Below are 20316 nucleotides of genomic sequence, written 5' to 3' on the forward strand. Positions count from 1 at the left end.
CACTCCCCAGTCGCTTCATACAGGTCTCAGAAATCCACCGGCCGGGCCTGCTCGCCCGGCGGAACGCCGCGAGCGGCCGGCGGGGCGTCATCGCACGGCGGCACCGAAGGCGGCGCCGCCCGCGGGAATGCCGCCCTCGCCGGGCCTCCAGGTCTGCGTCGGCGCGCCGCCCGAGGCGGTGTTCCACGGGAACGCGTGGACCGCGTGCCCCTCGACCGGCCCGTAGGGAACCCCCACGTACAGCGAGGAGGGACTGCTCCCGAGGCTGATGCCCGCGTAGGTCCGAGAAGCTGGTCCGGACGGGATGCCTTCACCGGGCGCGATCCAGGCGTCGGAGGCACCGGGCGGTCCGAGCATCGGGAAGATCTGGACGCCACCGGCCTCGGGGGTCTCCTCCGTCGCCTCGTCGCCCGGCACGCCCACCGCCAGGCGCATCGTGGCCGCCGTACTCACCACGTTGGTGGCGGTGTTGACCGCCGCGAGCCGCTGGCCGAAGAAGTCGCCGGGCTCGGCTTCCCCCTCGACGTCGGCCGTGTTCTGGTCGATCCAGTTGACCAGCGTGACGGTGCCGTCCGCCTTGAGGTGGTAGACGTGCACGGCTCCGGCGTCGACGGCGGTGCCGAGGTCCTCTCCGGGGACGCCCACCGCGAGCAGCGCGTCGGTGATCGTGGCCGCCCCGGCCGGGCGGTAAGGGGCCATCGCGAGCGCGCTGCCGTAGCGGTCGTCGGTCTGGGCGGCGCTGTCGGGTCCAGGTACACGGCCCTGGCCCATTCCGAAGAGCGGGTCGGGTATGCCGTTCGAGTTGATCGACGGCCTGAACGCCTGCACCCCTCCGGCGAAGGCGACGGTTCCGGTGCTCTCGCCGGGAGCACCGACCACGAAGAAGCGGTCGGTGGCGGCGATCGAGGCGCCGAAACGGTCGTACGGCTCCGCGTCCTCCCACACCCCGGTGCTGTTCTGACTCACGGACGCCGCTTTGAAGTCGGTCCCGTAGACGTAGCCGATCAGGCCCATGTCCACGCCGCCCGCGCCGTCCTCGCCGGGAACCCCGATGACCAGAAACGGGTGGCCGGTCGTGGACATACCGGCCGCCACCGCGTATCCGAGCCAGTCGTCCTCCTCGGGCCCACCGCCCAGCGGCTGGTTCGCACCCTGGATGAAGCCCTTGCTGGGGAACTCCTGACCGACAGCGGTGGTCGAACCGAAGACGACCTGAACGTAGCCCGCGTCCCGCACGGTGCCCACGTCCTCGTAGGGGATGCCGACGGCCAGGTCGCTGCAGCCGTCCTTGTTCGCGTCGTACACCGCCACGGAGAAGCCGAACTGGTCCCCGGTCTCCGGGCTGTCGGCCACGTTCGGCGTGTCCTGGGATATCTCGACGACTCCCTTGCCTCCGCCGAGCACGATGTGGACCAGTCCGGCCCGTTCCTTGCCCGCCACAGTGGCGTCGGGATCGGCGATCACCGTGTCGCGTATTCCGTCGCCGTTGAAGTCGGACTGGACCCCGGCGCAGGTGGCCGCCGCCGCGGCCGGGGTGCCTCCGGTCCCCAGCCCCAGCAGCAACAGCGCTCCGACCAGCGCCACGGAAGCGGTACGCCGGCCGCGGTGCGCCGTCTGTCGTCGCCCTCCGCCTAATCGCCGGTGACGCACTGTAGTGATCTGTCCGCTCGCGGACATGAGTTCGCCCCTCCTCTTGCTGTGATGACGTCGCCGTACGGCCGAGCACCGCCGGCGCGGGAGCGCGACGGTCAGCCGACGACCGCGCCGAAGGCGACGCCCGCCGCCGGGATGCCGCCCACGCCGGGCCTGAACGTCTGGGTCGGCGCCCCGCCGGAGGCGACATTCCAGGGGAAGCCGTGGACGGCCCTGTTCCCGGGCGGCCCGTAGGGCACCCCGACGTACAGCAGCGAGGGTGTCGCGCCCAGGGACAGGCCGCTGAGCATGTGCGGTGCGGGCTCGGCGGGGATGCCGTGCCCGGGTTCGACCCAGGAGTCGGAGGCGCCGGGATCGCCGACCAGGGGGACGATCAGGACCCCGCCCTTGTCCGGGTACTCCTCCTCCGCTTCCTCGCCGGGCACGCCGATCGCCAGCCGGGTGGTGGCGCCGGTGGAGGTGGTGTTCGGGGAGGTGTTGACCGCGGCGAGCCGCCGGCCGAAGAAGTCGCCGGCCTCTGCCTCGCCCTCCACCCCGGCGGTGTTCTGGTCGATCCAGGCGACCTCGGTGAAGCCGGTCGCGGTGAGCCGGAAGACCTGGACGGCACCGGCGTCGACGGTGGTCGACAGGTCCTCGCCCGGAACGCCGACCGCGAGCAGCGACTCGGTGGTGGAGGTGGCGCCCGCGGGCCGGTACGGGACCATGGCGACCGCGGCGCCGAACTGGTCGCCGACCTCCTCGGCCCCGCTGACGGCGGCCTGGTCCTGGGCGATCCCGGCGATCGGCTTGGGGTAACCGGAGACGAGCGTGTGGCTGAACTCCGCCACCCCGCCGGCGAAGGTCGTGGTCCCGAGCGCCTCGCCGGGCGTGCCCACGGCGAAGTGGGTCGGCGTCGCGGCGAGGGCGGAACCGTAACGGTCGTCCACCTCGACCACACCGGGCACGGCACCGGCCTTGTCGGTGTCCTGGGTGACGAAGACGACCGTCTGCGCGGTGCCGCTCACGTAGTAGAAGCCTCCGGCGTCCTCCACCGTGCCGATGGATTCGCCGGGGCTGCCGATGATCAGGTAGGGCGTGCCGCCGGAGGTCTTTCCGGCCGCGAGGGCGTAACCGACCCAGTCGTCGGTCTCCGGACCGCCGCCGAGCGCCTTGCCGCTGCCCTGGTAGAACTCCTTCACGGCCTTGCCGCCGGCGTTCAGGCCCTTGGTGGAGCCGTAGTACACGTGCACGGACCCGGAGTCGGGCGTGGTGCCGATGTCCTCGAAGGGATTGCCGACGACCAGGTCGCTGCAGCCGTCCAGGTCGGCGTCGTAGACGGCGAGCGAGTAACCGAACCGGTCGCCCTCCTCCGGGACTCCCGGAACGGAGTCGGAGGACTGGAGGAGGGTGAGTGTGCCCTTGCCCCCGCCGTAGACGACGTGCACAGCGCCCGATTTCGGGACGCCCTCGTCGCTCGCCTCGGGGTCGGAGATCGCCGTGTCCCTGATGCCGTCGCCGTTGAAGTCGGACTCAACCCCCGAGGGGCACGCGACGGCGGCCGCGGCCGGTGTTCCCCCAGGTCCGAGTCCCCAGACCGATAACGCTGCCATCAGGACAGCGGCGGCCGCGCGCCGCCATCCTTTCCCCGCCCTTGGCACAAATACCCCGCAAGTAAAGAGGGTTCAAAAAAGGTCAAGTGATCATCCCCTCACTTGAGGTGAGCATGCAATAGACGCGACGGCGGCACCCGAGTGGCGAGAGTCACACTCTGGTCACATCTCGTTCATGACACCTGCATGCGCTGCACACGCGAGCGACAGAGGGCGGACGCGGGTCCTCCCGCGGCGGGGAATATGCTCGCTGCCGAAGCCAACAGGGGAAGGCAGCCAGGTGAACTACAGGGTCCAGCCCAGTGCCCAGGTCGACGAGAGCGCCGAGATCGGTGCCGGCAGCAGTGTGTGGGACCTCGCGCAGATCCGTGAGGACGCCCGTCTGGGCGAGGGGTGCGTGATCGGCCGCGGCGCGTACGTCGGCTCGGGCGTGCGCATGGGCGACAACTGCAAGCTGCAGAACTACGCACTCGTCTACGAGCCGGCCGAACTCGGGGACGGCGTCTTCATCGGCCCGGCCGTCGTTCTCACCAACGACCACAACCCGCGCTCCGTCGACCCCGAGGGCATGCAGAAGCGCGGCGGCGACTGGGAGGCCGTCGGCGTGAAGATCGCCGACGGGGCCTCGATCGGCGCACGTTCCGTGTGCGTCGCACCACTGACCATCGGCCGCTGGGCGATGGTCGCCGCCGGCGCCGTCGTCACCAAGGACGTCCCGGATTTCGCCCTGGTCATGGGCGTGCCGGCGCGGCAGACCGGCTGGGTGGGGCGCGCCGGGCACAAGCTCGTGCAGAAGGAGGCCGGGGTGTGGCAGTGCCCGCAGACGGGCGCGCTGTACGACGAGAGGGACGGCGTCCTCACCGAGCGCGATGCCTGAGCGCGACGCCTGAGGAAGTGGACGAACGGCCCGTGGTCCGCAGGAACGTGCCTGCGGACCACGGGCCGTCTCGTACTCTCCTGGCCCAAGGGCCGGGCTCCCTGCGTCAGCCGATGCCGAAGAGCCGGTCGAACTCTCCCCGGACCACCGGCCAGTCCCACGAGGCCAGGGCGTACTTCTCGCTCTCGCGGCCGTGCCCCGCCCACGTCTCCTCGTCGGCGGTGACGGCGAGGATCCGGTCCGCGGCCGCCTCCGGGGTGCTCACCACCCAGTCCGCCGGGTAGAGCGTCGAGGCGCCGTGCTTCTGCCCGGCGAAGAAGGGCCAGTCGCGGACGACGGGAACCGCCCCGCTGGCTGCGCCCTCCATTACGCCGACGTGGCAGCCTTCGCGCACGGAGCTGCTGAGGATGACGCCGATGTCCCGCAGATTGCCGGGCACGTCGTTGGTGGCTCCCCGGCGCTCCACGACGCCCTCGGCCTCCAGCGCGCTCACCTTGCGCTGGAAGGAGCGCTGGTAGGCGGCGGCCGCCTGACTCGCCTTCGTGTCCATGTTGCCGCCGATCATCACCAGCCGGTAGCGCTCGTCGCGGTCGCGCAGTTCCCGGATGACGCGCAGGGCCCACAGGGGGTCCTTGGCGACCTGCCCGATGCCCACCACGCCCACGGTGAAGCGGGCGTCGGGGTTCTTCGGCTGGGCGAAGCCGGCGAGGTCCATGCCGTTGTCGACGACGTGTGTGCGCGGCGCCCGCGGTCCGGTCAGGGCCGGCACGGAGCGCAGGGCCAGGTCACGGATGTGGTCCGCGACGAAGACCAGGTCGTCGACGCGGGAGAAGTCCGTCATCCGGGGCCAGGACGAGAACGCCTCGTAGCTGTGCAGCCGCACGACGATGCGGGCGGTGCCCGGGTCCACGGAGGTGAACAGCGCCGCGGCGGCGGCGCACCAGTCGACGAACACCGTGTCGGCCCAGTCGAGGTAGGGGCGCAGGTGCTGCTCGGCGGTGAAACCGTACATGGCGTCGCCGCCGAGGCGGTGCGCGATCAGACCCCGGCGGTTGCGGGCGAGCCGCTTGATGCCGGGGTAGTCGGCGATGTCGAGGAACCTCAGCTCGACATCCGGGTTCGACTCGTAGTGGTTCCTGATCAGGCCGAGGAAGTTGTCGTTTCCGTCCGTCACGACCAGCAGGCGCCGCGGCCGGCCCGGCTCCGGCTCGGCCGCCGGACGCTCCCGGCCCTGCGCCGCGGTCGCCGCCGCAGCCGCGGTGGACGACGTGACCAGACGGGCGAACTCCTCCGCGCGCTTCGGCAGCGGGCTCTCCCGCTGATCTATGTGGGCGACCCGGTGGAACGCCGTCTGCAGCGCGTGGTGCACGAACTCCGCCGCACCGGCGGCGTCGCCGGCCGCGAACAGGCTGTCGGCGTGGGCGAGATCGGCCTCGGCGGACGCGAGCAGTGTGTTGGGGGTGAATCCCTGGCTCAGCGCGCGCCGCGTCGCCGTGCGCAGCACCTCGGCCCGCGACTCCGTGTCCCGCAGCCGCTGGGCGACCGCGCCGGCGGTCGCCACCGCGGCCTGTGCCTGGCGGAGGCCGAACAGGCCGGTCATGACACTGCGCGTCACATCGACCCGGGTCCGGCGAGGCAGCGGAAGCAGCGGCACCCGCCGGGCGACGGCGGAACCGATCCGGGAGCCGAGCACCTTCTCATGGCCCAGGAGCAGCGCGCCGTCGGAGATCCGGTCGCGCTGGGGGCCGTCGTCCACCGCGTCGGGCACGGACACGGCCGGGGCGTCGCCGTCCTTCAGTGCCCGCACCAGGCGCTGGGCCGCGCCGAAGCCGACGCAGGCGTGTGCACCGGTGTTCAGCCGCGCCAGTTCCCAGCCGCTGTAGTAGGCCTTGGAGTCGGCCGCGACGATGACATCGGCTGCCCTGGCGAGGCGCAGGACCTTGTCGTCCCCGCCGACGTAGGCCCAGAAGCGCTCGTGCGGGTGCGCGTGCACGGCACGGCCACGGGCGCGCCAGTCCAGGTTGGCGCCGTCGGTCGCGACCCGGTGGACGGTGTCGATCCCCCACTCCGCGTCGATCCGGTTCTGCGCGAACGTCCCGACCAGATGCACGCGGACGTCCAGCTTCTTCATCTCGCCGACGAACGTCTGGAAGATGTCGGTGTTGGGCGTGCGCCCCACCACGACGAGCACGTCCATCACGATTCCACCTTCTCCTTCGCCGCGTTCTGCGCGTCGAGAACCAGTTCGGTCAGTTCGCGGACCGCGGGCGCCATCACTGCGCCCCGCTGGTAGGACGCCCCGTGTGCCTTGGCCGCCTGGCGCTGCTCGTGCGTGGCCGACGTCGCCATGTGCGCGGCCCGGCAGAAGGACTCCGTGAGCTTCTCGACGTCGAGGCCGTACGCGCCGGTCCACAGCGGATGGCCCTCGAGCAGGTCCGAGGCGTCGTGCTCACGCTCGTGGACCGAGACGACGGGCAGCCCGGTGGCCATGTACTCGTAGACCTTCCCGGACGTGACGTACTTGCCGCCGACGATGATCAGCAGCAGGGCGTTCCACCGTCCGTAGAGCTCGGAAACCTGCCCCTTGGGCACCGGTCCGCCGACGACCACGCCGTCGGCGGCGGCCTCGTGCAGCATCTCCATGTGCCGGTTCGCCCCCTGGTGCGCTCCGACACCGATGTGTCCGCGCACTTCGAGGGTGGCGTCGGCCAGCAGCGGCTCGCGTTCGCGGGCCGCCTTCCAGGAGTCGAGGACCTTGGCCAGCAGAGGCGCCGGGAACGTCACGGTCCCGAGGTAGCCGAAGACCAGCGGGGCGTCGGGGTCGCGCACGGTGGTCGGCAGGTCGACGCTGTCGGCGTCGTAGCCGTTGCGCACGATGTGGATCCGGGAGCGGGCGTCGGGGTAACGCTTGCGGTAGTGCTCGGCGATCGGGTCGTTGACGCACCAGAAGGCCGTCGCGTCGGCCAGCATCCGGGACTCCCAGGCACCCGCGGGAGAGTCCTCCAGGAACGCCTCGACACCCTCCACGACGTCGAGCGACCAGCCGTCGCGGAAGTCGACCGCGTAGGGGACCTGGTGGTCGTCGTAGAGGCGCCGGATCGCGGCGAGTTGCACGTAGGGCACGCAACTGGCCATCGAGAGGGTCACCGGGTTCTCGGCATGGATGCGGAGGGCGGCTTCCTCCAGGGCGGGGCGCCAGGCGCCGAACACCGGGTCGGGGAAGATCTCCTGGACGTCCTCCCGGGCCTGGCGCAGCCAGGCCTCGGGGTCCAGTGCCCGCTCCCGCGAGAACTTCCGCAGGTCCGTCTCGAGGTCGTCGCGGGACAGCGGCAGCTTCACCACGTCGATCCTGGGGTCGACCGGCTCGGACAGCGTCGGGTCGATGCCCGAGTCGATCATCCAGGACTCGTCCTCGATGGTGACCACGGTGACCCGCCACCCGTGAGCCGCGAACTGGTTGGCGGTCTCCCGCATGCGGTAGGCACAGCTCTTGGCCGCGGGCGGGAAACCGATCGCGAAGTACAGCAGATGCGGCTTGTCCTGGCCCTCGGCGGATGTCAGGTCGGCGGGTGGCACAGACTTGTCCTCGACTGGAGTGGTTGACTCTGGCGGCCGTGCTTCCTCGCTCAGCCATGGTGGAGGCGGGGGCGCACACCGACCGGGGGCCCGGCCGGTTCCCTGGTGGTCGTGGCCTTCCTCCACCGTGCGGTGATGTGTCGGTCCCGCCGCCTCCAAATGGATGGATTATCACACACGTTCGACAAGACTTTCCCTCGCCGACGGCCACCGTCCGTCTCACGGCAACGCCTGACCCCCCGCCGCGCGTCGCCGGGCGGATCGTATGCTCGGTCGGCACTGCGACGACGAGGGGATGCAGGATGACGGGGGGGCACACGTGGCACTGAGACCCGCGAGACACCAGGGAGCCGGTGCCGCACCGAGCCGGGACCGGCTGCCCTCTCTCACCGGTCTGCGCTTCTGGGCCGCGCTGGCCGTGGTCCTGTACCACCTGTCCCGGCAGGCGGGAAAGATCCCGGGGCTCAGCGACGCGGTGTGGTACGGCCGCACCGGCGTGACCTTCTTCTTCGTCCTCTCCGGGTTCGTCCTCGCCTGGACGTACGACGGGGCGGGCGTCGCCGCGAAGGTCTTCATGTGGCGGCGGTTCGCCCGGATCTGGCCGATGATGGTGGTGAGCACCGCCCTGTCGCTGGCCGTCATGGCCGTCCAGAACGTCGCGATCCCGGGTGCGGCGGTCACCACGTCACTGGTCCTGCTGCACGCCTGGGTGCCCGACCCGGTCTACGCGTCCGCGGGGAACCCGGCCGCCTGGTCACTGAGTGACGAGGCCTTCTTCTATGCGGTCTTCCCGCTGCTCCTGGCCGCTCTCGCGCCCCGCAGGGCACGGACGTGGGCGTGGACGGCGGCGGTCTGCTGCGCGGCCCTGCTCCTGGTGTGGCCGGTGGCCTCCACCGTCTCGGACACGTTCCTGCGGGTGTGGGCACTGGACTACGTACCGCTGACCCGCTCGCTGCAGTTCGTCGTGGGTGTGGCGGCCGGGCTCGCCGTCAAGCGCGGATGGCGTCCCCGCGTGCCCCTGTCGGTCGCCGTCGGCCTGGTCGTCGCCTGGCACCTGCTGCTGATCCCCTGGTCCCGTGCCGTACCGGACGCCTTCTGGTACAGCCCGTACAGCGCCTCCCAGTTGCTGTCCACCCCGCTCTTCGCCCTGCTCGTCGTCGCGGCCGCCCGCTCGGATCTCGACGGCCGCCGCACGGGACTGGGCGGTACCTGGATGATCCGGCTGGGACACTGGTCGTTCGCCTGGTACCTGATCCATGAAATAGTCATCCGAATCGTCAAGGGCTCCAGCGGTCACCCCGTGTCGCTTTCGGAGACCATCGAGGTCTGGACGCTCGTCCTGGTGATCAGCCTGGCGTTGTCCGCGGCCGCCTACCAGTGGATCGAACGCCCTGCCGAACGCACGCTGCGCAGACTCGGCCCGCGCCCCGCGGCGCCGAGGCCGCGGCCGCAGACCGCATGCGCCGAGTGAGGCCGCACGCCCGGACCAACCGCCCCTGACCGAGAAGAAGAGACGCCGTGAAAGTCATCAGCATCGTCGGAGCCCGCCCCCAACTGGTGAAGCTGGCCCCCATAGCCGCCGCGTTCGCGGAGACCGAGCACGAGCACGTCATCGTGCACACCGGCCAGCACTACGACGCCGACCTGTCGGACGTCTTCTTCAGCGGGCTGGGCATCCCGGACCCGGACGTGCACCTCGGGGTCGGATCCGGCAGCCACGGCGTGCAGACCGGCGCGGTGCTGTCCGCCCTGGACCCCGTCCTCGACGAGCACCGGCCCGACTGGGTCCTGGTGTACGGCGACACCAACTCGACCATCGCGGGCGCCCTGTCCGCCGTGAAGCAGCACATCCCCGTCGCCCATCTCGAGGCGGGGCTGCGCTCGTTCAACCGCCGCATGCCGGAGGAGCACAACCGCGTGCTCACCGACCACTGCGCCGACCTGCTGCTCGCGCCCACCGAGGAGGCCATGCGCCACCTCGCCGGCGAGGGGCTGGAGCACCGCGCCCGGCTGTCCGGCGACGTCATGGTCGACATCTGCCTGCGCATCCGGGACGCCGTGCTCGCCGGGGAGCACCCGGCGCCGGCGCTGCCCGAGGGCATCGACCCGGCACAGCCGTTCCTGCTGGCCACCCTGCACCGGCCGGACAACACCGACGATCCGGAGCGCCTCTCCGCGCTCGTGGGGTCGCTGGCCGGGCTTCCGCTGCCCGTGGCCCTGCTCGCCCATCCGCGCCTCGTCGCCCGCGCCGAGCAGCACGGCATCAAGCTGGAGCATGGATCCGTCCACGTGGGCCGTCCGCTGCCGTACGCGGGTCTGGTCGCCGCTGTGCTCGCGTCCACCGGTGTGGTCACCGACTCCGGCGGGCTGCAGAAGGAGGCGTACCTGCTCGACCGGGCGTGCACCACGGTGCGGCCGGAGACCGAGTGGGTCGAGACCCTGGAGGGCGGCTGGAACGTCCTCGTGCCCGATCCGCACGAGAAGCCGGCCGCCGAGTGGGCCGGCATCGCCTGCCGCCCCGCGCCGCGGACGCCGCGCGGCACTCCGTACGGTGACGGCACCGCGGCCCGCCGTGTCGTGCGGCTCATGGAGGAGGCGGCCGGCGCCTGACCGGAGCCCGCGTACGGATCTGAGCCCCCGCCCGGTGGTCCGGGACGGGGGCTCAGCGCCTTACGGAGCGGTCAGCCGCCGATGACGACCCGGCGCACGCCCTCCCAGCGGGCCGGGTCGGTGGTGCGGCGGCCGTCGACCAGGACGCGTACGTCGGGCAGGTCGGTTGCGGACATCTCGCGGTACTCGGCGTGGTCGGCCTGGAGGATGGCGGCGGTCACGGTCTGGCCCTCGTGCGGGGGCAGGCCGTGCGCGGTCAGCTCCTCGGCGGTGTACATCGGGTCGGAGACGCAGGGCACCGCGCCGCGCTCGCGCAGCGCCTCCACCGTGCCGTAGACGCCGGAGAACGCGGTCTCCTTGACACCGCCCCGGTAGGCGGCGCCCAGCACGAGGACGTTCACGCCGGTCAGGTCGCCGTAGGCGGCCGCGAGGAGGTCGACGGCGTACGCCGGCATGGCCGCGTTGGCCTCGCGGGCGGCGCGTACCACGGTGGCCTGCGGGTCGTTCCACAGGTACATCCGCGGGTAGATCGGGATGCAGTGGCCGCCGACGGCGATGCCCGGCTGGTGGATGTGGCTGTAGGGCTGGCTGTTGCAGGCCTCGATGACCTTCTTGACGTCGATGCCCGCGGTGTCGGCGAAGCGTGCGAACTGGTTGGCCAGGCCGATGTTGACGTCCCGGTAGGTGGTCTCGGCGAGCTTGGCCATCTCGGACGCCTCCGAGGTGCCCAGGTCCCACACGCCGTTGGGCCGCGGCAGGTCGTCGCGTTCGTCGAAGTCGAGGACCTGCTGGTAGAAGTCCACGCCGCGCCGGGTCGACGCCTCGTCGATGCCGCCGACCAGCTTCGGGTAGCGCCGCAGGTCGGCGAAGACCCGGCCGGTGAGGACCCGTTCCGGGGAGAACACCAGGTGGAAGTCCTCGCCCGCGGTCAGCCCCGAGCCCTCGGCGAGCATCGGCGCCCAGCGGTCGCGGGTCGTGCCGACGGGGAGCGTGGTCTCGTACGACACCAGGGTGCCCGGCTTCAGCCCCTGTGCGATGGCCTTGGTCGCCGCGTCCATCCAGCCGAAGTCCGGCACGCCCTCGGCGTCCACGAACAGCGGCACGACCACGACGACGGCCTCGGACCGGGCCACCGCGTCGGCGGTGTCGGTGGTGGCGGACAGCAGCCCGTCGTCGACGGCCCGCTTGAGCCGGACGTCGAGGGCGTGCTCGCCGGGGAAGGGCTCGGTACCGGCGTTGACCAGGTCGACGACCTTCTCGTTGACGTCGGCGCCGATCACCCGGTGGCCCTTGGAGGCGAACTGCACGGCGAGCGGCAGGCCGATCTTCCCGAGGGCGACTACGCAGATGTTCATGGACGGGGTGCCTCTTTCTCGGGGCGGTCTGCGGGACCGGGACACGGGACCCGGCAGGAAGCGATGGGCCGAGCGTCAGGCCCCGGACGGCACGGCGTCGTCGGCCGTGTCCAGCCGCACGGTGTCGCCGGTGGCGGCGGATTCGAGCACCGCGGCGGCCACCTCGACCGTCCGCAGGCCCTGGCGGAGCGTCGAGATCTCGTGCGAGCGGCCGAGCACGGCGTCCCGGAAGAACTCGTGCTCGACGAGGAGCGGCTCCCGCTTGGGGATCGCGTAGCGGATCATGTCGCCCTCGGCGACGCCGCGGAACGCCTGCAGGGCCTCCCACTCGGTCGCGACCGCCGCGTTGGAGTGGAAGGTCAGGTCCGCGGTGAGGGTGTCGGCGATGAAGCAGCCGCGCTCGCCGGTGACCGAGGTGAACCGCTCCTTGAGCGGGCTCAGCCAGTTGACGAGGTGGTTGACCATGGTGCCGTCGACCAGCTGCCCGACGGCGGCGACCATGTCCTCGTGCGGGCGGCCGCTCTTGGAGACGGTGTGCGCGGAGACCGACACGTAGGGCTGGCCGGTGACCCAGGCGGTCAGGTCGATGTCGTGGGTCGCCAGATCCTTGACCACGCCCACGTCGGCTATGCGGTGCGGGAACGGCCCCTGACGGCGGGTCACGACCTGGAACACCTCGCCCAGCTCACCCGCCTCCAGGCGGGCCCGCAGGCTCTGCAGCGCCGGGTTGTAGCGCTCGATGTGGCCGACGCCGGCCACCAGGCCGCGGGCCTCGAACGCCTCGACCAGGCGCCGCGCGCCCTCGACGGTGTCGGCCACCGGCTTCTCGACCAGCGCGTGCACCCCGGCCTCGGCGAGCTGCAGGCCGATCTCCTCGTGGAGCGCGGTCGGGCAGGCCACCACGGTGTAGTCGACGCCCAGCGCGACGAGCTGCTCGACGGACTCCAGGACCGGCACGCCCCGCGAGACGCCGAACTTGTCGCCCATCGGGTCGACGACGGCGACCAGCTCCACGCCGTCGAGTTCGGACAGGATCCGGCAGTGGTGGCGGCCCATGGACCCCAGGCCGACGAGACCGGCCCGCAGCTTCGCCTTGCTCACAGTGCGTCTCCCAGGGTGTTCACGGCGTCGGCGATGCGCGCGAGGTCGGCGTCGGTCAGCGACGGGTGGACCGGCAGCGACACGACCTGGGCGGCGGCCAGGTCGGTCTGAGGCAGGTCCCAGGTCCGGCCGGCCTTGCGGTCCGGCTCCCAGTACGGCGTGAGCCGGTGGATGGGGGTCGGGTAGTAGACGGCGTTGCCCACTCCGGCGGCCGTGAGCCGCTCCTGCACCGCGTCCCGGTCCATGCCCTCGGGCACCCGCACGGTGTACTGGTGGTAGACGTGCCGCGCGCCCTCGGCGACCGGCGGCGTCACCAGCGCGGTGATGTGCTCGTCGAGGTGGGCGGCGTTGGCACGGCGGCGGTCCGTCCACTCGGCGAGCCGCCCGAGCTGCACCCGCCCGATGGCCGCGGCGACGTCCGTCATCCGCATGTTGGCGCCGACGATCTCGTTGGCGTAGCGCTGCTCCATGCCCTGGTTGCGCAGCAGCCTGAGGGTGCGTGCCACCTGGGGGTCGGCGGTGGTGACCATGCCGCCCTCCAGGGCGTGCATGTTCTTCGTCGGGTAGAAGCTGAACGTTCCGGCGGTGCCGAACGCGCCGACCGGGGTGCCGTTCAGCTGCGCCGCGTGGGCCTGACAGGCGTCCTCGACGACGGCGAGGCCGTGCTTCTCGGCGATCGGCAGAAGCCGGTCCATGGCCGCCGGGTGCCCGTACAGGTGGACCGGCATGACGGCGGCGGTGCGCGGGGTGACGGCCGCCTCGACCGCGTCGGGATCGAGGCAGAAGCTTCCGGGTTCGATGTCGGCGAAGACGACGTCGGCGCCGACCAGGCGGACGGCGTTGGCGGAAGCGGCGAAGGAGAACGAGGGCACGATCACCTCGTCGCCCGGGCCGATACCGAGGGCCATCAGGGTCAGTTGGAGCGCGGAGGTCCCGGAGTTGACGGCGACGCAGTGGCGCCCGTCGACCAACTCGGAGAACTCCGACTCGAAGGCGGCCACTTCGGGCCCCTGCACGACCCTGCCGCTGCGCAGCACGCGCACCGCGGCCTCGATCTCCTCGTCGCCGATCACCGGCCGAGCAGCCGGGATGGACTCCAGGGCGTCCGCCATCGGCGTCCTCCTCTTCAACGGCCTTGTCGCCGCACGACATACCTGAGCCGGGAGGTGGCCGCCGTGACACGTTCGTCCGCTTCCCGTGGATCACCGGCGCTACGGGACGGCGTACAGGTCTCCGCCGAATCCCCCGCCGACGGGGTGCTCTTGGGGGGAGCCAGCCGCGAGCGAGATGTCCGGCGTGCTCGTCGGCTGTGGTCCTCGGCAAACGCCTGGGTGTACGTCTCGGCAGCGGCCGATACCGCCGTTCAGGCTATCAAAGGTGCACGTGTGTTCCCTTGTCCGCCATCTCTCCGTAACCTCCGACGTTCGAAGGGGGTCCGGGCAGGCAGGCAGGCAGGCAGGCAGGCAGGCGGGCGGACGGGCGGACGGACAGACCGGACGGGGGGCCGGGCGGGGCGGACCGGCGGACGGACGGGCCGGACGGACGAGCCGGACGAGCCGAACGAGCCGAACGGACGGGCCGAACGGACGAGCCGGACGAGCCGAACGGACGAGCCGAACGGACGGGCCGGACGGACGGGCCGGACGGACGAGCCGGACGAGCCGGCTGTGCTCGCGCGGGCAGCGGTGATGCGGCACCGGACACCCCTGCGGTGTGCCGGGCCGGAAACAGCCGCGTGCCCCGGCCCGGCACACCGCAGGGGTGTCCGGGCCGGGGCACGCGGCCGGGGCTAGGCCCTCGTCACTCCTCCACCGACGAGCCGACCGAGGACGGCGCCTGCTGGGCCGCCGCCGCGGTCTTCTTGGCCGTCGCCTTCTTCGCCGTCGTCTTCTTGGCCGCGGTCTTCTTGGCGGTCGTCGTCTTCGCCGCCTTCTTGGCCGTGGCCTTCTTCACGGCCGTCTTCTTGGCCGCGGTCTTCTTGGTGGCGGCCTTCTTCGCCGTCGCCTTCTTGGCCGTCTTGCGGGCCGTCGCCTTCTTCGCCGGAGTCGCCTCCGAGACGGTCTCCTCGGCGGGCTCCTCCGCGGCGGCGGCCGACTCGGCCTCCTCCGCCGGGCCCGACGGGACGACCACGACGGCCGTGTCCTCGGACGCGGTCGGCGCGGTCGCCTTGCGCACGGCGCGGCGGCGCGGACGGGCCGGGGCGGCGGGCTCGGCGGGGGCCTCCGGCTGCTCCGCCGGAACCGGAGCCTCGTCGACCGCGACGTCCTGCGGCTCGGCGGCTGCCGCCGGCGCGGCCTCGGACACCGTCACCACGGTCTCCTCGGCACCCGCCGGGGAACCGGCCGGCGCCGACACCTTGCGGGTCGCGCGACGACGCGTACGGCCCTTGGGGGCGGTCTCCTCGACCGGGGCCTCGGCCGCGGGCGCCGGGACTGCCGGGTCCTCTACGGCCACGGGCTCGGCCAGAGCCTGTTCCGCCGGCTCCGGGCGCACGGCCTCCTCGGCCGCCGTGACGCCCTGGGCCGTAGGAGCCGGGGTGCCACCGTTGGCGTGGGCCTTCGGCGCGCCCGCGGGCGCGGACACCCGCCGGCTCGCACGGCGCCGCGTACGGCCACGGCTCGCCGCGGCCTCCGCCTCGGCGACGCTGCTGTACAGCTCCTCGTCCGGGGCCATCTCCAGCGCGGGCAGCGCGATGGGCTCGGGGACCTCCGTCTCGGTCTCCGCCTCCTCCTCGGCGGTCGGGGCGACCACCTCGGCGGCCACGGCCTCGTGCTCGTGCGGCTGCTCGGCACCGGCGCGGGCGCGCTTGCGGCGCTTGCTCCCGCCGCCACCGGCGGCGCTCGCCTGCTCCAGGTGGACGATGACACCGCGGCCGTTGCAGTGCACGCAGGTCTCGGAGAAGGACTCCAGCAGGCCCTGGCCCACCCGCTTGCGGGTCATCTGCACCAGGCCCAGCGAGGTCACCTCGGCCACCTGGTGCTTCGTACGGTCGCGGCCCAGGCACTCCAGCAGACGCCGCAGCACCAGGTCGCGGTTGGACTCCAGGACCATGTCGATGAAGTCGATCACGATGATGCCGCCGAGGTCGCGCAGCCGCAGCTGACGCACGATCTCCTCGGCCGCCTCCAGGTTGTTCCTGGTGACCGTCTCCTCCAGGTTGCCGCCCTGGCCGGTGAACTTGCCGGTGTTGACGTCGATGACGACCATCGCCTCGGTCCGGTCGATCACCAGCGAACCGCCGCTGGGCAGCCAGACCTTGCGGTCCAGCGCCTTGGCGAGCTGCTCGTCGATCCGGTACGTGGCGAAGACGTCGACCTCGCTGGTCCAGCGCTGCAGACGCGGCGCGAGGTCCGGGGCGACATGCGAGACGTACCCGTGGATCGTCTGCCAGGCCTCGTCACCGCTGACGATGACCTTGGAGAAGTCCTCGTTGAAGATGTCGCGCACGACCCGGACGGTCATGTCCGGCTCGCCGTACAGCAGCGACGGTGCGCTCGAGCTGCCGCCGTTCTTGGCCTTCTTCTGGATGTCCTCCCACTGCGCCTGGAGCCGCTCGACGTCCCTGCGCAGCTCGTCCTCGCTCGCGCCCTCGGCGGCGGTGCGCACGATGACGCCCGCGTCCTCGGGGACGATCTTCTTGAGGATGGTCTTCAGCCGGGCCCGCTCGGTGTCGGGCAGCTTGCGGCTGATGCCGGTCATCGAGCCCTCGGGGACGTACACGAGGTAGCGGCCCGGGAGGGAGACCTGGCTGGTCAGACGGGCGCCCTTGTGCCCGATGGGGTCCTTGGTGACCTGGACGAGGACGGACTGGCCGGACTTGAGGGCGGACTCGATGCGCCGGGGGCCGTTGGCCATGCCGAGCGCCTCGAAGTTGACCTCACCCGCGTACAGCACGGCGTTGCGGCCCTTGCCGATGTCGATGAAGGCGGCCTCCATCGAGGGCAGGACGTTCTGCACCTTGCCGAGGTAGACGTTGCCTACGTACGAGGTCGACTGCTCCTTGTTGACGTAGTGCTCGACGAGCACGCCGTCCTCCAGGACGCCGATCTGCGTACGGTCGCCGTGCTGCCGGACCGCCATCACGCGCTCGACGGCCTCGCGGCGGGCCAGGAACTCGGCCTCGGTGATGATCGGCACCCGGCGGCGGCCCTGCTCGCGGCCCTCGCGACGGCGCTGCTTCTTGGCCTCCAGGCGGGTCGAGCCCTTGATGGACTGCACCTCGTCGGACGGCTCGGCGGCCTTGCGGGGCTCGCGCACCTTGACGACGGTGCGCTCGGGGTCGTCGGCGGACGGCTCGTTGTCCGTGCCGCTGTCACCGGCCCGGCGACGACGCCGACGGCGACGGCGGCTGCTGCTGGAGCCACCGCCTCCCTGCCGGCCCTCGTCCTCCTCGGCCGACTCCGCGGTCCCGGCCTCGTCCTCGTCGTCCTCGTCGAGCTGCTCGGCGGTGTCCTCGGCGTCCTGCGCGGCCTGCTCGGCGGCGAGTTCGTCGCTCTCCTCCGTGTCCTCGTCCCCGCCGGCCTCGGCGGACTCGCCCCGGCGACGGCGGCGGCCACCGCGACGGCGGCGACGGCGCGAACCGGACTCCTCGCCGTCCTCGCCCTCGGCGGCTTCCTCGGCCGACTCGGCGGCCTCCTCCTCCGTCTCGTCCTCGGCGGACTCGTCGGCGGTCCCGGCCGCCCGGGTCTCGGGCTCCTCGCCACCGGAACCCCGGCGGCGACGGCGGCGGCGCGAGCCGCCCTGCTCAGCCTGTTCAGCCTGCTCGGGCTGCTCGGGCTGCTCGGCCTGCTCCTCCGGAAGCTCCTCGACCTCCGCGGCCTCGGCCGCCGCCGCGGCGGCGGCCCGCTCCGGGGTCTGGAACATCGGCTCGGTGAAGACGGGCGCCTGGAACACGGCGACAGCGGGGCGCGCGGGCCGGCGCGACGACTCGCCGTCGCCGGCGGCGGACTCGGCGGCGGGCTCGGAGAACCCGGTCGCGGCACGCCGCACGACCCGACGCCGGCTCCGCCGCGTCCCGGTCTCCTCGGCCCCGGCCTCGGCGGCGGGCGCCTTGGGCGCCTGCGACTCGTCGGCGGCAGGGGTGGTGGGGGCGGCGACAGCGGGGACCTGGTCCTCGCCGGGAGCCTCGGTGGACCGGGCCGCGGGGGTCTCGGTGACGCCCGTGGTCTGGGCGGCGGGCTCGGACACGCGGCGCGTGGCACGCCGACGGGCACGCCGCGGAGCAGCGTCCTCCACGACCTCGGCGGCGGGCTCGGGCTCGGCGGTCGCGGCTTCGGCGACGGGCTCGGGGGTCGTGGCCTCTTCGGCGGCGGGGGCCTCGCTCCCGGACTCCGCCACGCCCTCGGGCGAGGCGGCGGGCTCGGACACGCGGCGCGTGGCACGCCGACGGGCACGCCGCGGAGCAGCGTCCTCCACGACCTCGGCGGCGGGCTCGGGCTCGGCGGTCGCGGCTTCGGCGACGGGCTCGGGGGTCGTGGCCTCTTCGGCGGCGGGGGCCTCGCTCCCGGACTCCGCCACGCCCTCGGGCGAGGCGGCGGGCTCGGACACGCGGCGCGTGGCACGCCGACGGGTACGCCGCGGAGCAGCGTCCTCCGCGACCTGGGCAGCGGGCTCAGGCTCGGCGGTCGCGGCTTCGGCGACGGGCTCGGGGGTCGTGGCCTCGGGAGCGGCGTTCACCGCGGGGGCCTCAGGGGCCTCGGCCGGCGCGGGGGCACCGGCGGGCGTGGACACACGCCGGGTCGCACGGCGCCGCGTACGAGCGGCGGGCGCGGGCGCCTCCGCCGCCGGCTCGGCGACAGCCTCGGCACTCTCCTGCCGCTCCGCGCTCTCCGCGGACGTGGCGGGGACGACCGTCTCGACCGTCTCCACGGCCGCGGTGGGCGCGGACACACTGCGGGTGGCACGCCGGCGGGTACGCCGCGGAGCGGCGGCCTCGCCGACCTCCACGGACCCGGCGGACGTCTCGACGGCACCGGACCCGGTGGCCGGCGTCTCGGCGACGGCCGCCGCCGGCACGACGGTCTCGGCTGCGGCCTCGCCCTGGGCGGTCGTGGGGGTCCCGGCGGGCACGGAGACACGGCGGCGCGCACGGCGCGCGGGTGCGGCGGCCTCGGCCGCCTCCTCCGTCTCCTCGCGGGTGACCGCCTCGGCCCCGGGAGTCTCCTGCTCCTCCACCTGCTCCGCGAGCTCCGCGGAGGCGGCGGCCGGTATGGCCGGAGCGGTGATCTCGGCCGCGGCCTCGGAGGTCGCGGCGGCGGGCGGACCCGCCGGGCGGGACGCGGCACGGCGCCGACGACGCGGCGGCAGGGTGTCGCTGGGAGTGTTCAGTTCTTCGGAACCCTCGATGGGTTCGGTCGGTTCGAGCATGCGGGCGTATCTCCCGTCAGGCTCCCGGGCGCCGCGCCTGGTCCGGTGCCGATCACGTAGATCGGCACCGTTGACGTCCGCGGCCGTGCCATGGGGCCGGCCGCCGTCCGGGGCGCGAGCGCCGCACGGGAGCTCTCTGTGTCCTGTCTCGCCGGTTCCGTACCCCTTGTCGTGTACGGCCTGGCGAAAGTCTTCTGGTCGGTGCGCTGCCCGACCCAGGTGGCTCCCGAGTACGAGGGCGGCGCTTCGACGTCCGTCCCGGTGCGGAACCGTCCCTACGCGGGCGCCTTCGCGGCGGCAGGAACGGCGGCCCCCACTGAATCGGCCGGGGCGGCCAGGTCTGCCTCGCGGTCGGGCGCGAGCGGGTCGGTCACCGTACCGGTCTCTTCATCGAGCAGCCCCTGCGCCAGCCTGGTCACCGCTGCGGGGACCGGCGGCGCCAGGTCGGCCACGGCGCGGAGACCGGACAGGACGTCGTCGGGTCGTACGGCAGGCGTCACGTGCCGAACAACCAGCCGCAGTATCGCACAAGGCTGGTCGCTCGGCCCATCAGCCGCCGAACCGTGCGTTTCCGCACTCTCCAGGTCCACCACCGCGGACCGGGCGTCGAAGGTGCGCATGCCGTTCTTGGTCAGGCGCTGCACTTCCACGGTCTCGGCCCCGTTGAAGGCCGCGACCGCACGTTCGGCCTCGGCCGGGTCCACACCGTCCAGCCGCAGCTCCCACACGGAAGCGGTCAGCCGGTCGGCGAGCCCCGACGTACGGGCCTCGACCGCCTCGACGACGTCCAGCCCGGCGGGCAACGACTCGTCGAGAAGCTCACGCAGACGCTCCGGGTCGCGGGACGCGGTGAGCGCGATCTCCAGGTACTCCGCCTCACTGCCCGTGCCGGTGGGTGCGGCATTGGCGTAGGACACCTTCGGGTGCGGCGTGAACCCAGCCGAGTACGCCATCGGCACCTCGGCACGGCGCAGCGCACGCTCGAAGGCGCGCTGGAAGTCACGGTGGCTGGTGAACCGGAGGCGGCCACGCTTGGTGTAGCGCAGTCGGATGCGCTGCACCGCGGGTGCGGGCGGTGGGCCTTCGGGCTGTCGCTTGCCCAGTGGAACTTCTCCTCGTGTACGGCGGACGGTCCGTGGCACCACCCCGCGTCGGCGGGGAGCGTCCGGTCCGGCACCTTTCCGGTGCC

Annotated in this window: 12 protein-coding genes; 3 read left to right on the plus strand and 9 right to left on the minus strand. The window is 72.8% G+C overall.

Annotated elements, in window-relative coordinates:
- Nucleotides 1–87: 87 nt before the first annotated feature.
- Nucleotides 88–1584, minus strand: a complete 1497-nt coding sequence (locus tag ACFY3J_RS01330; protein WP_390839756.1) for an FG-GAP repeat protein — start codon at nucleotides 1582–1584, stop codon at nucleotides 88–90.
- 164 nt (nucleotides 1585–1748) lie between these two features.
- Entirely contained in the window at nucleotides 1749–3242 is a 1494-nt protein-coding gene (locus ACFY3J_RS01335) for an FG-GAP repeat protein (protein ID WP_384173074.1), read from the minus strand.
- A 280-nt stretch (nucleotides 3243–3522) separates the two neighbouring features.
- On the opposite strand from ACFY3J_RS01335, the gene ACFY3J_RS01340 reads away from it, so the two are divergent.
- Nucleotides 3523–4119 carry an acyltransferase gene (locus ACFY3J_RS01340; protein ID WP_384173071.1) on the plus strand — a complete coding sequence of 199 codons (597 nt, stop codon included), beginning with the start codon at nucleotides 3523–3525 and terminating at the stop codon, nucleotides 4117–4119.
- Between the two features lie 106 nt (nucleotides 4120–4225).
- On the opposite strand, the gene ACFY3J_RS01345 is transcribed toward ACFY3J_RS01340, so the two are convergent.
- Together ACFY3J_RS01345 and ACFY3J_RS01350 are read right to left on the minus strand one after the other, a co-directional pair.
- Nucleotides 4226–6316, minus strand: a complete 2091-nt coding sequence (locus ACFY3J_RS01345; RefSeq protein ID WP_390839991.1) for a glycosyltransferase family 1 protein — start codon at nucleotides 6314–6316, stop codon at nucleotides 4226–4228.
- Nucleotides 6316–7695 (minus strand): glycosyltransferase, encoded by a 1380-nt coding sequence (locus tag ACFY3J_RS01350; protein ID WP_384173065.1) that lies wholly within the window; start codon nucleotides 7693–7695, stop codon nucleotides 6316–6318. Before ACFY3J_RS01350 ends, ACFY3J_RS01345 begins: the two co-directional genes overlap by 1 nt.
- Nucleotides 7696–8014: 319 nt before the next feature.
- Here ACFY3J_RS01350 and ACFY3J_RS01355 point away from each other — a divergent pair, with 319 nt between their 5' ends.
- Nucleotides 8015–9166 (plus strand): acyltransferase family protein, encoded by a 1152-nt coding sequence (locus ACFY3J_RS01355; RefSeq protein WP_384173062.1) that lies wholly within the window; start codon nucleotides 8015–8017, stop codon nucleotides 9164–9166.
- Nucleotides 9167–9213: 47 nt separating this feature from the next.
- The gene (gene wecB, locus ACFY3J_RS01360) at nucleotides 9214–10305 is read left to right on the plus strand and encodes a non-hydrolyzing UDP-N-acetylglucosamine 2-epimerase (protein ID WP_384173059.1); all 1092 of its coding nucleotides are present in this window, start codon (nucleotides 9214–9216) and stop codon (nucleotides 10303–10305) included.
- Nucleotides 10306–10376: 71 nt separating this feature from the next.
- On the opposite strand, the gene ACFY3J_RS01365 is transcribed toward wecB, so the two are convergent.
- The 5 genes from ACFY3J_RS01365 to ACFY3J_RS01385 form a co-directional block, all read right to left on the minus strand.
- Nucleotides 10377–11660 (minus strand): nucleotide sugar dehydrogenase, encoded by a 1284-nt coding sequence (locus tag ACFY3J_RS01365; protein ID WP_390839759.1) that lies wholly within the window; start codon nucleotides 11658–11660, stop codon nucleotides 10377–10379.
- Nucleotides 11661–11735: 75 nt separating this feature from the next.
- Nucleotides 11736–12761, minus strand: coding sequence for a Gfo/Idh/MocA family protein (locus ACFY3J_RS01370; protein ID WP_384173053.1), 1026 nt, complete (start codon nucleotides 12759–12761; stop codon nucleotides 11736–11738).
- Nucleotides 12758–13873 (minus strand): DegT/DnrJ/EryC1/StrS family aminotransferase, encoded by a 1116-nt coding sequence (locus ACFY3J_RS01375; RefSeq protein WP_384173050.1) that lies wholly within the window; start codon nucleotides 13871–13873, stop codon nucleotides 12758–12760. Before ACFY3J_RS01375 ends, ACFY3J_RS01370 begins: the two co-directional genes overlap by 4 nt.
- Before the next feature lie 688 nt (nucleotides 13874–14561).
- The gene (locus ACFY3J_RS01380; protein WP_390839761.1) at nucleotides 14562–19127 is read right to left on the minus strand and encodes a ribonuclease E/G; all 4566 of its coding nucleotides are present in this window, start codon (nucleotides 19125–19127) and stop codon (nucleotides 14562–14564) included.
- 275 nt (nucleotides 19128–19402) lie between these two features.
- On the minus strand, nucleotides 19403–20188 hold the full coding sequence (locus tag ACFY3J_RS01385) for a TIGR03936 family radical SAM-associated protein (RefSeq protein WP_225075130.1): 786 nt from the start codon (nucleotides 20186–20188) through the stop codon (nucleotides 19403–19405).
- Nucleotides 20189–20316 lie beyond the last annotated feature (128 nt).

Source organism: Streptomyces sp. NPDC001231 (assembly GCF_042896885.1).
In the GTDB taxonomy this organism is placed as follows: Bacteria; Actinomycetota; Actinomycetes; order Streptomycetales; family Streptomycetaceae; genus Streptomyces.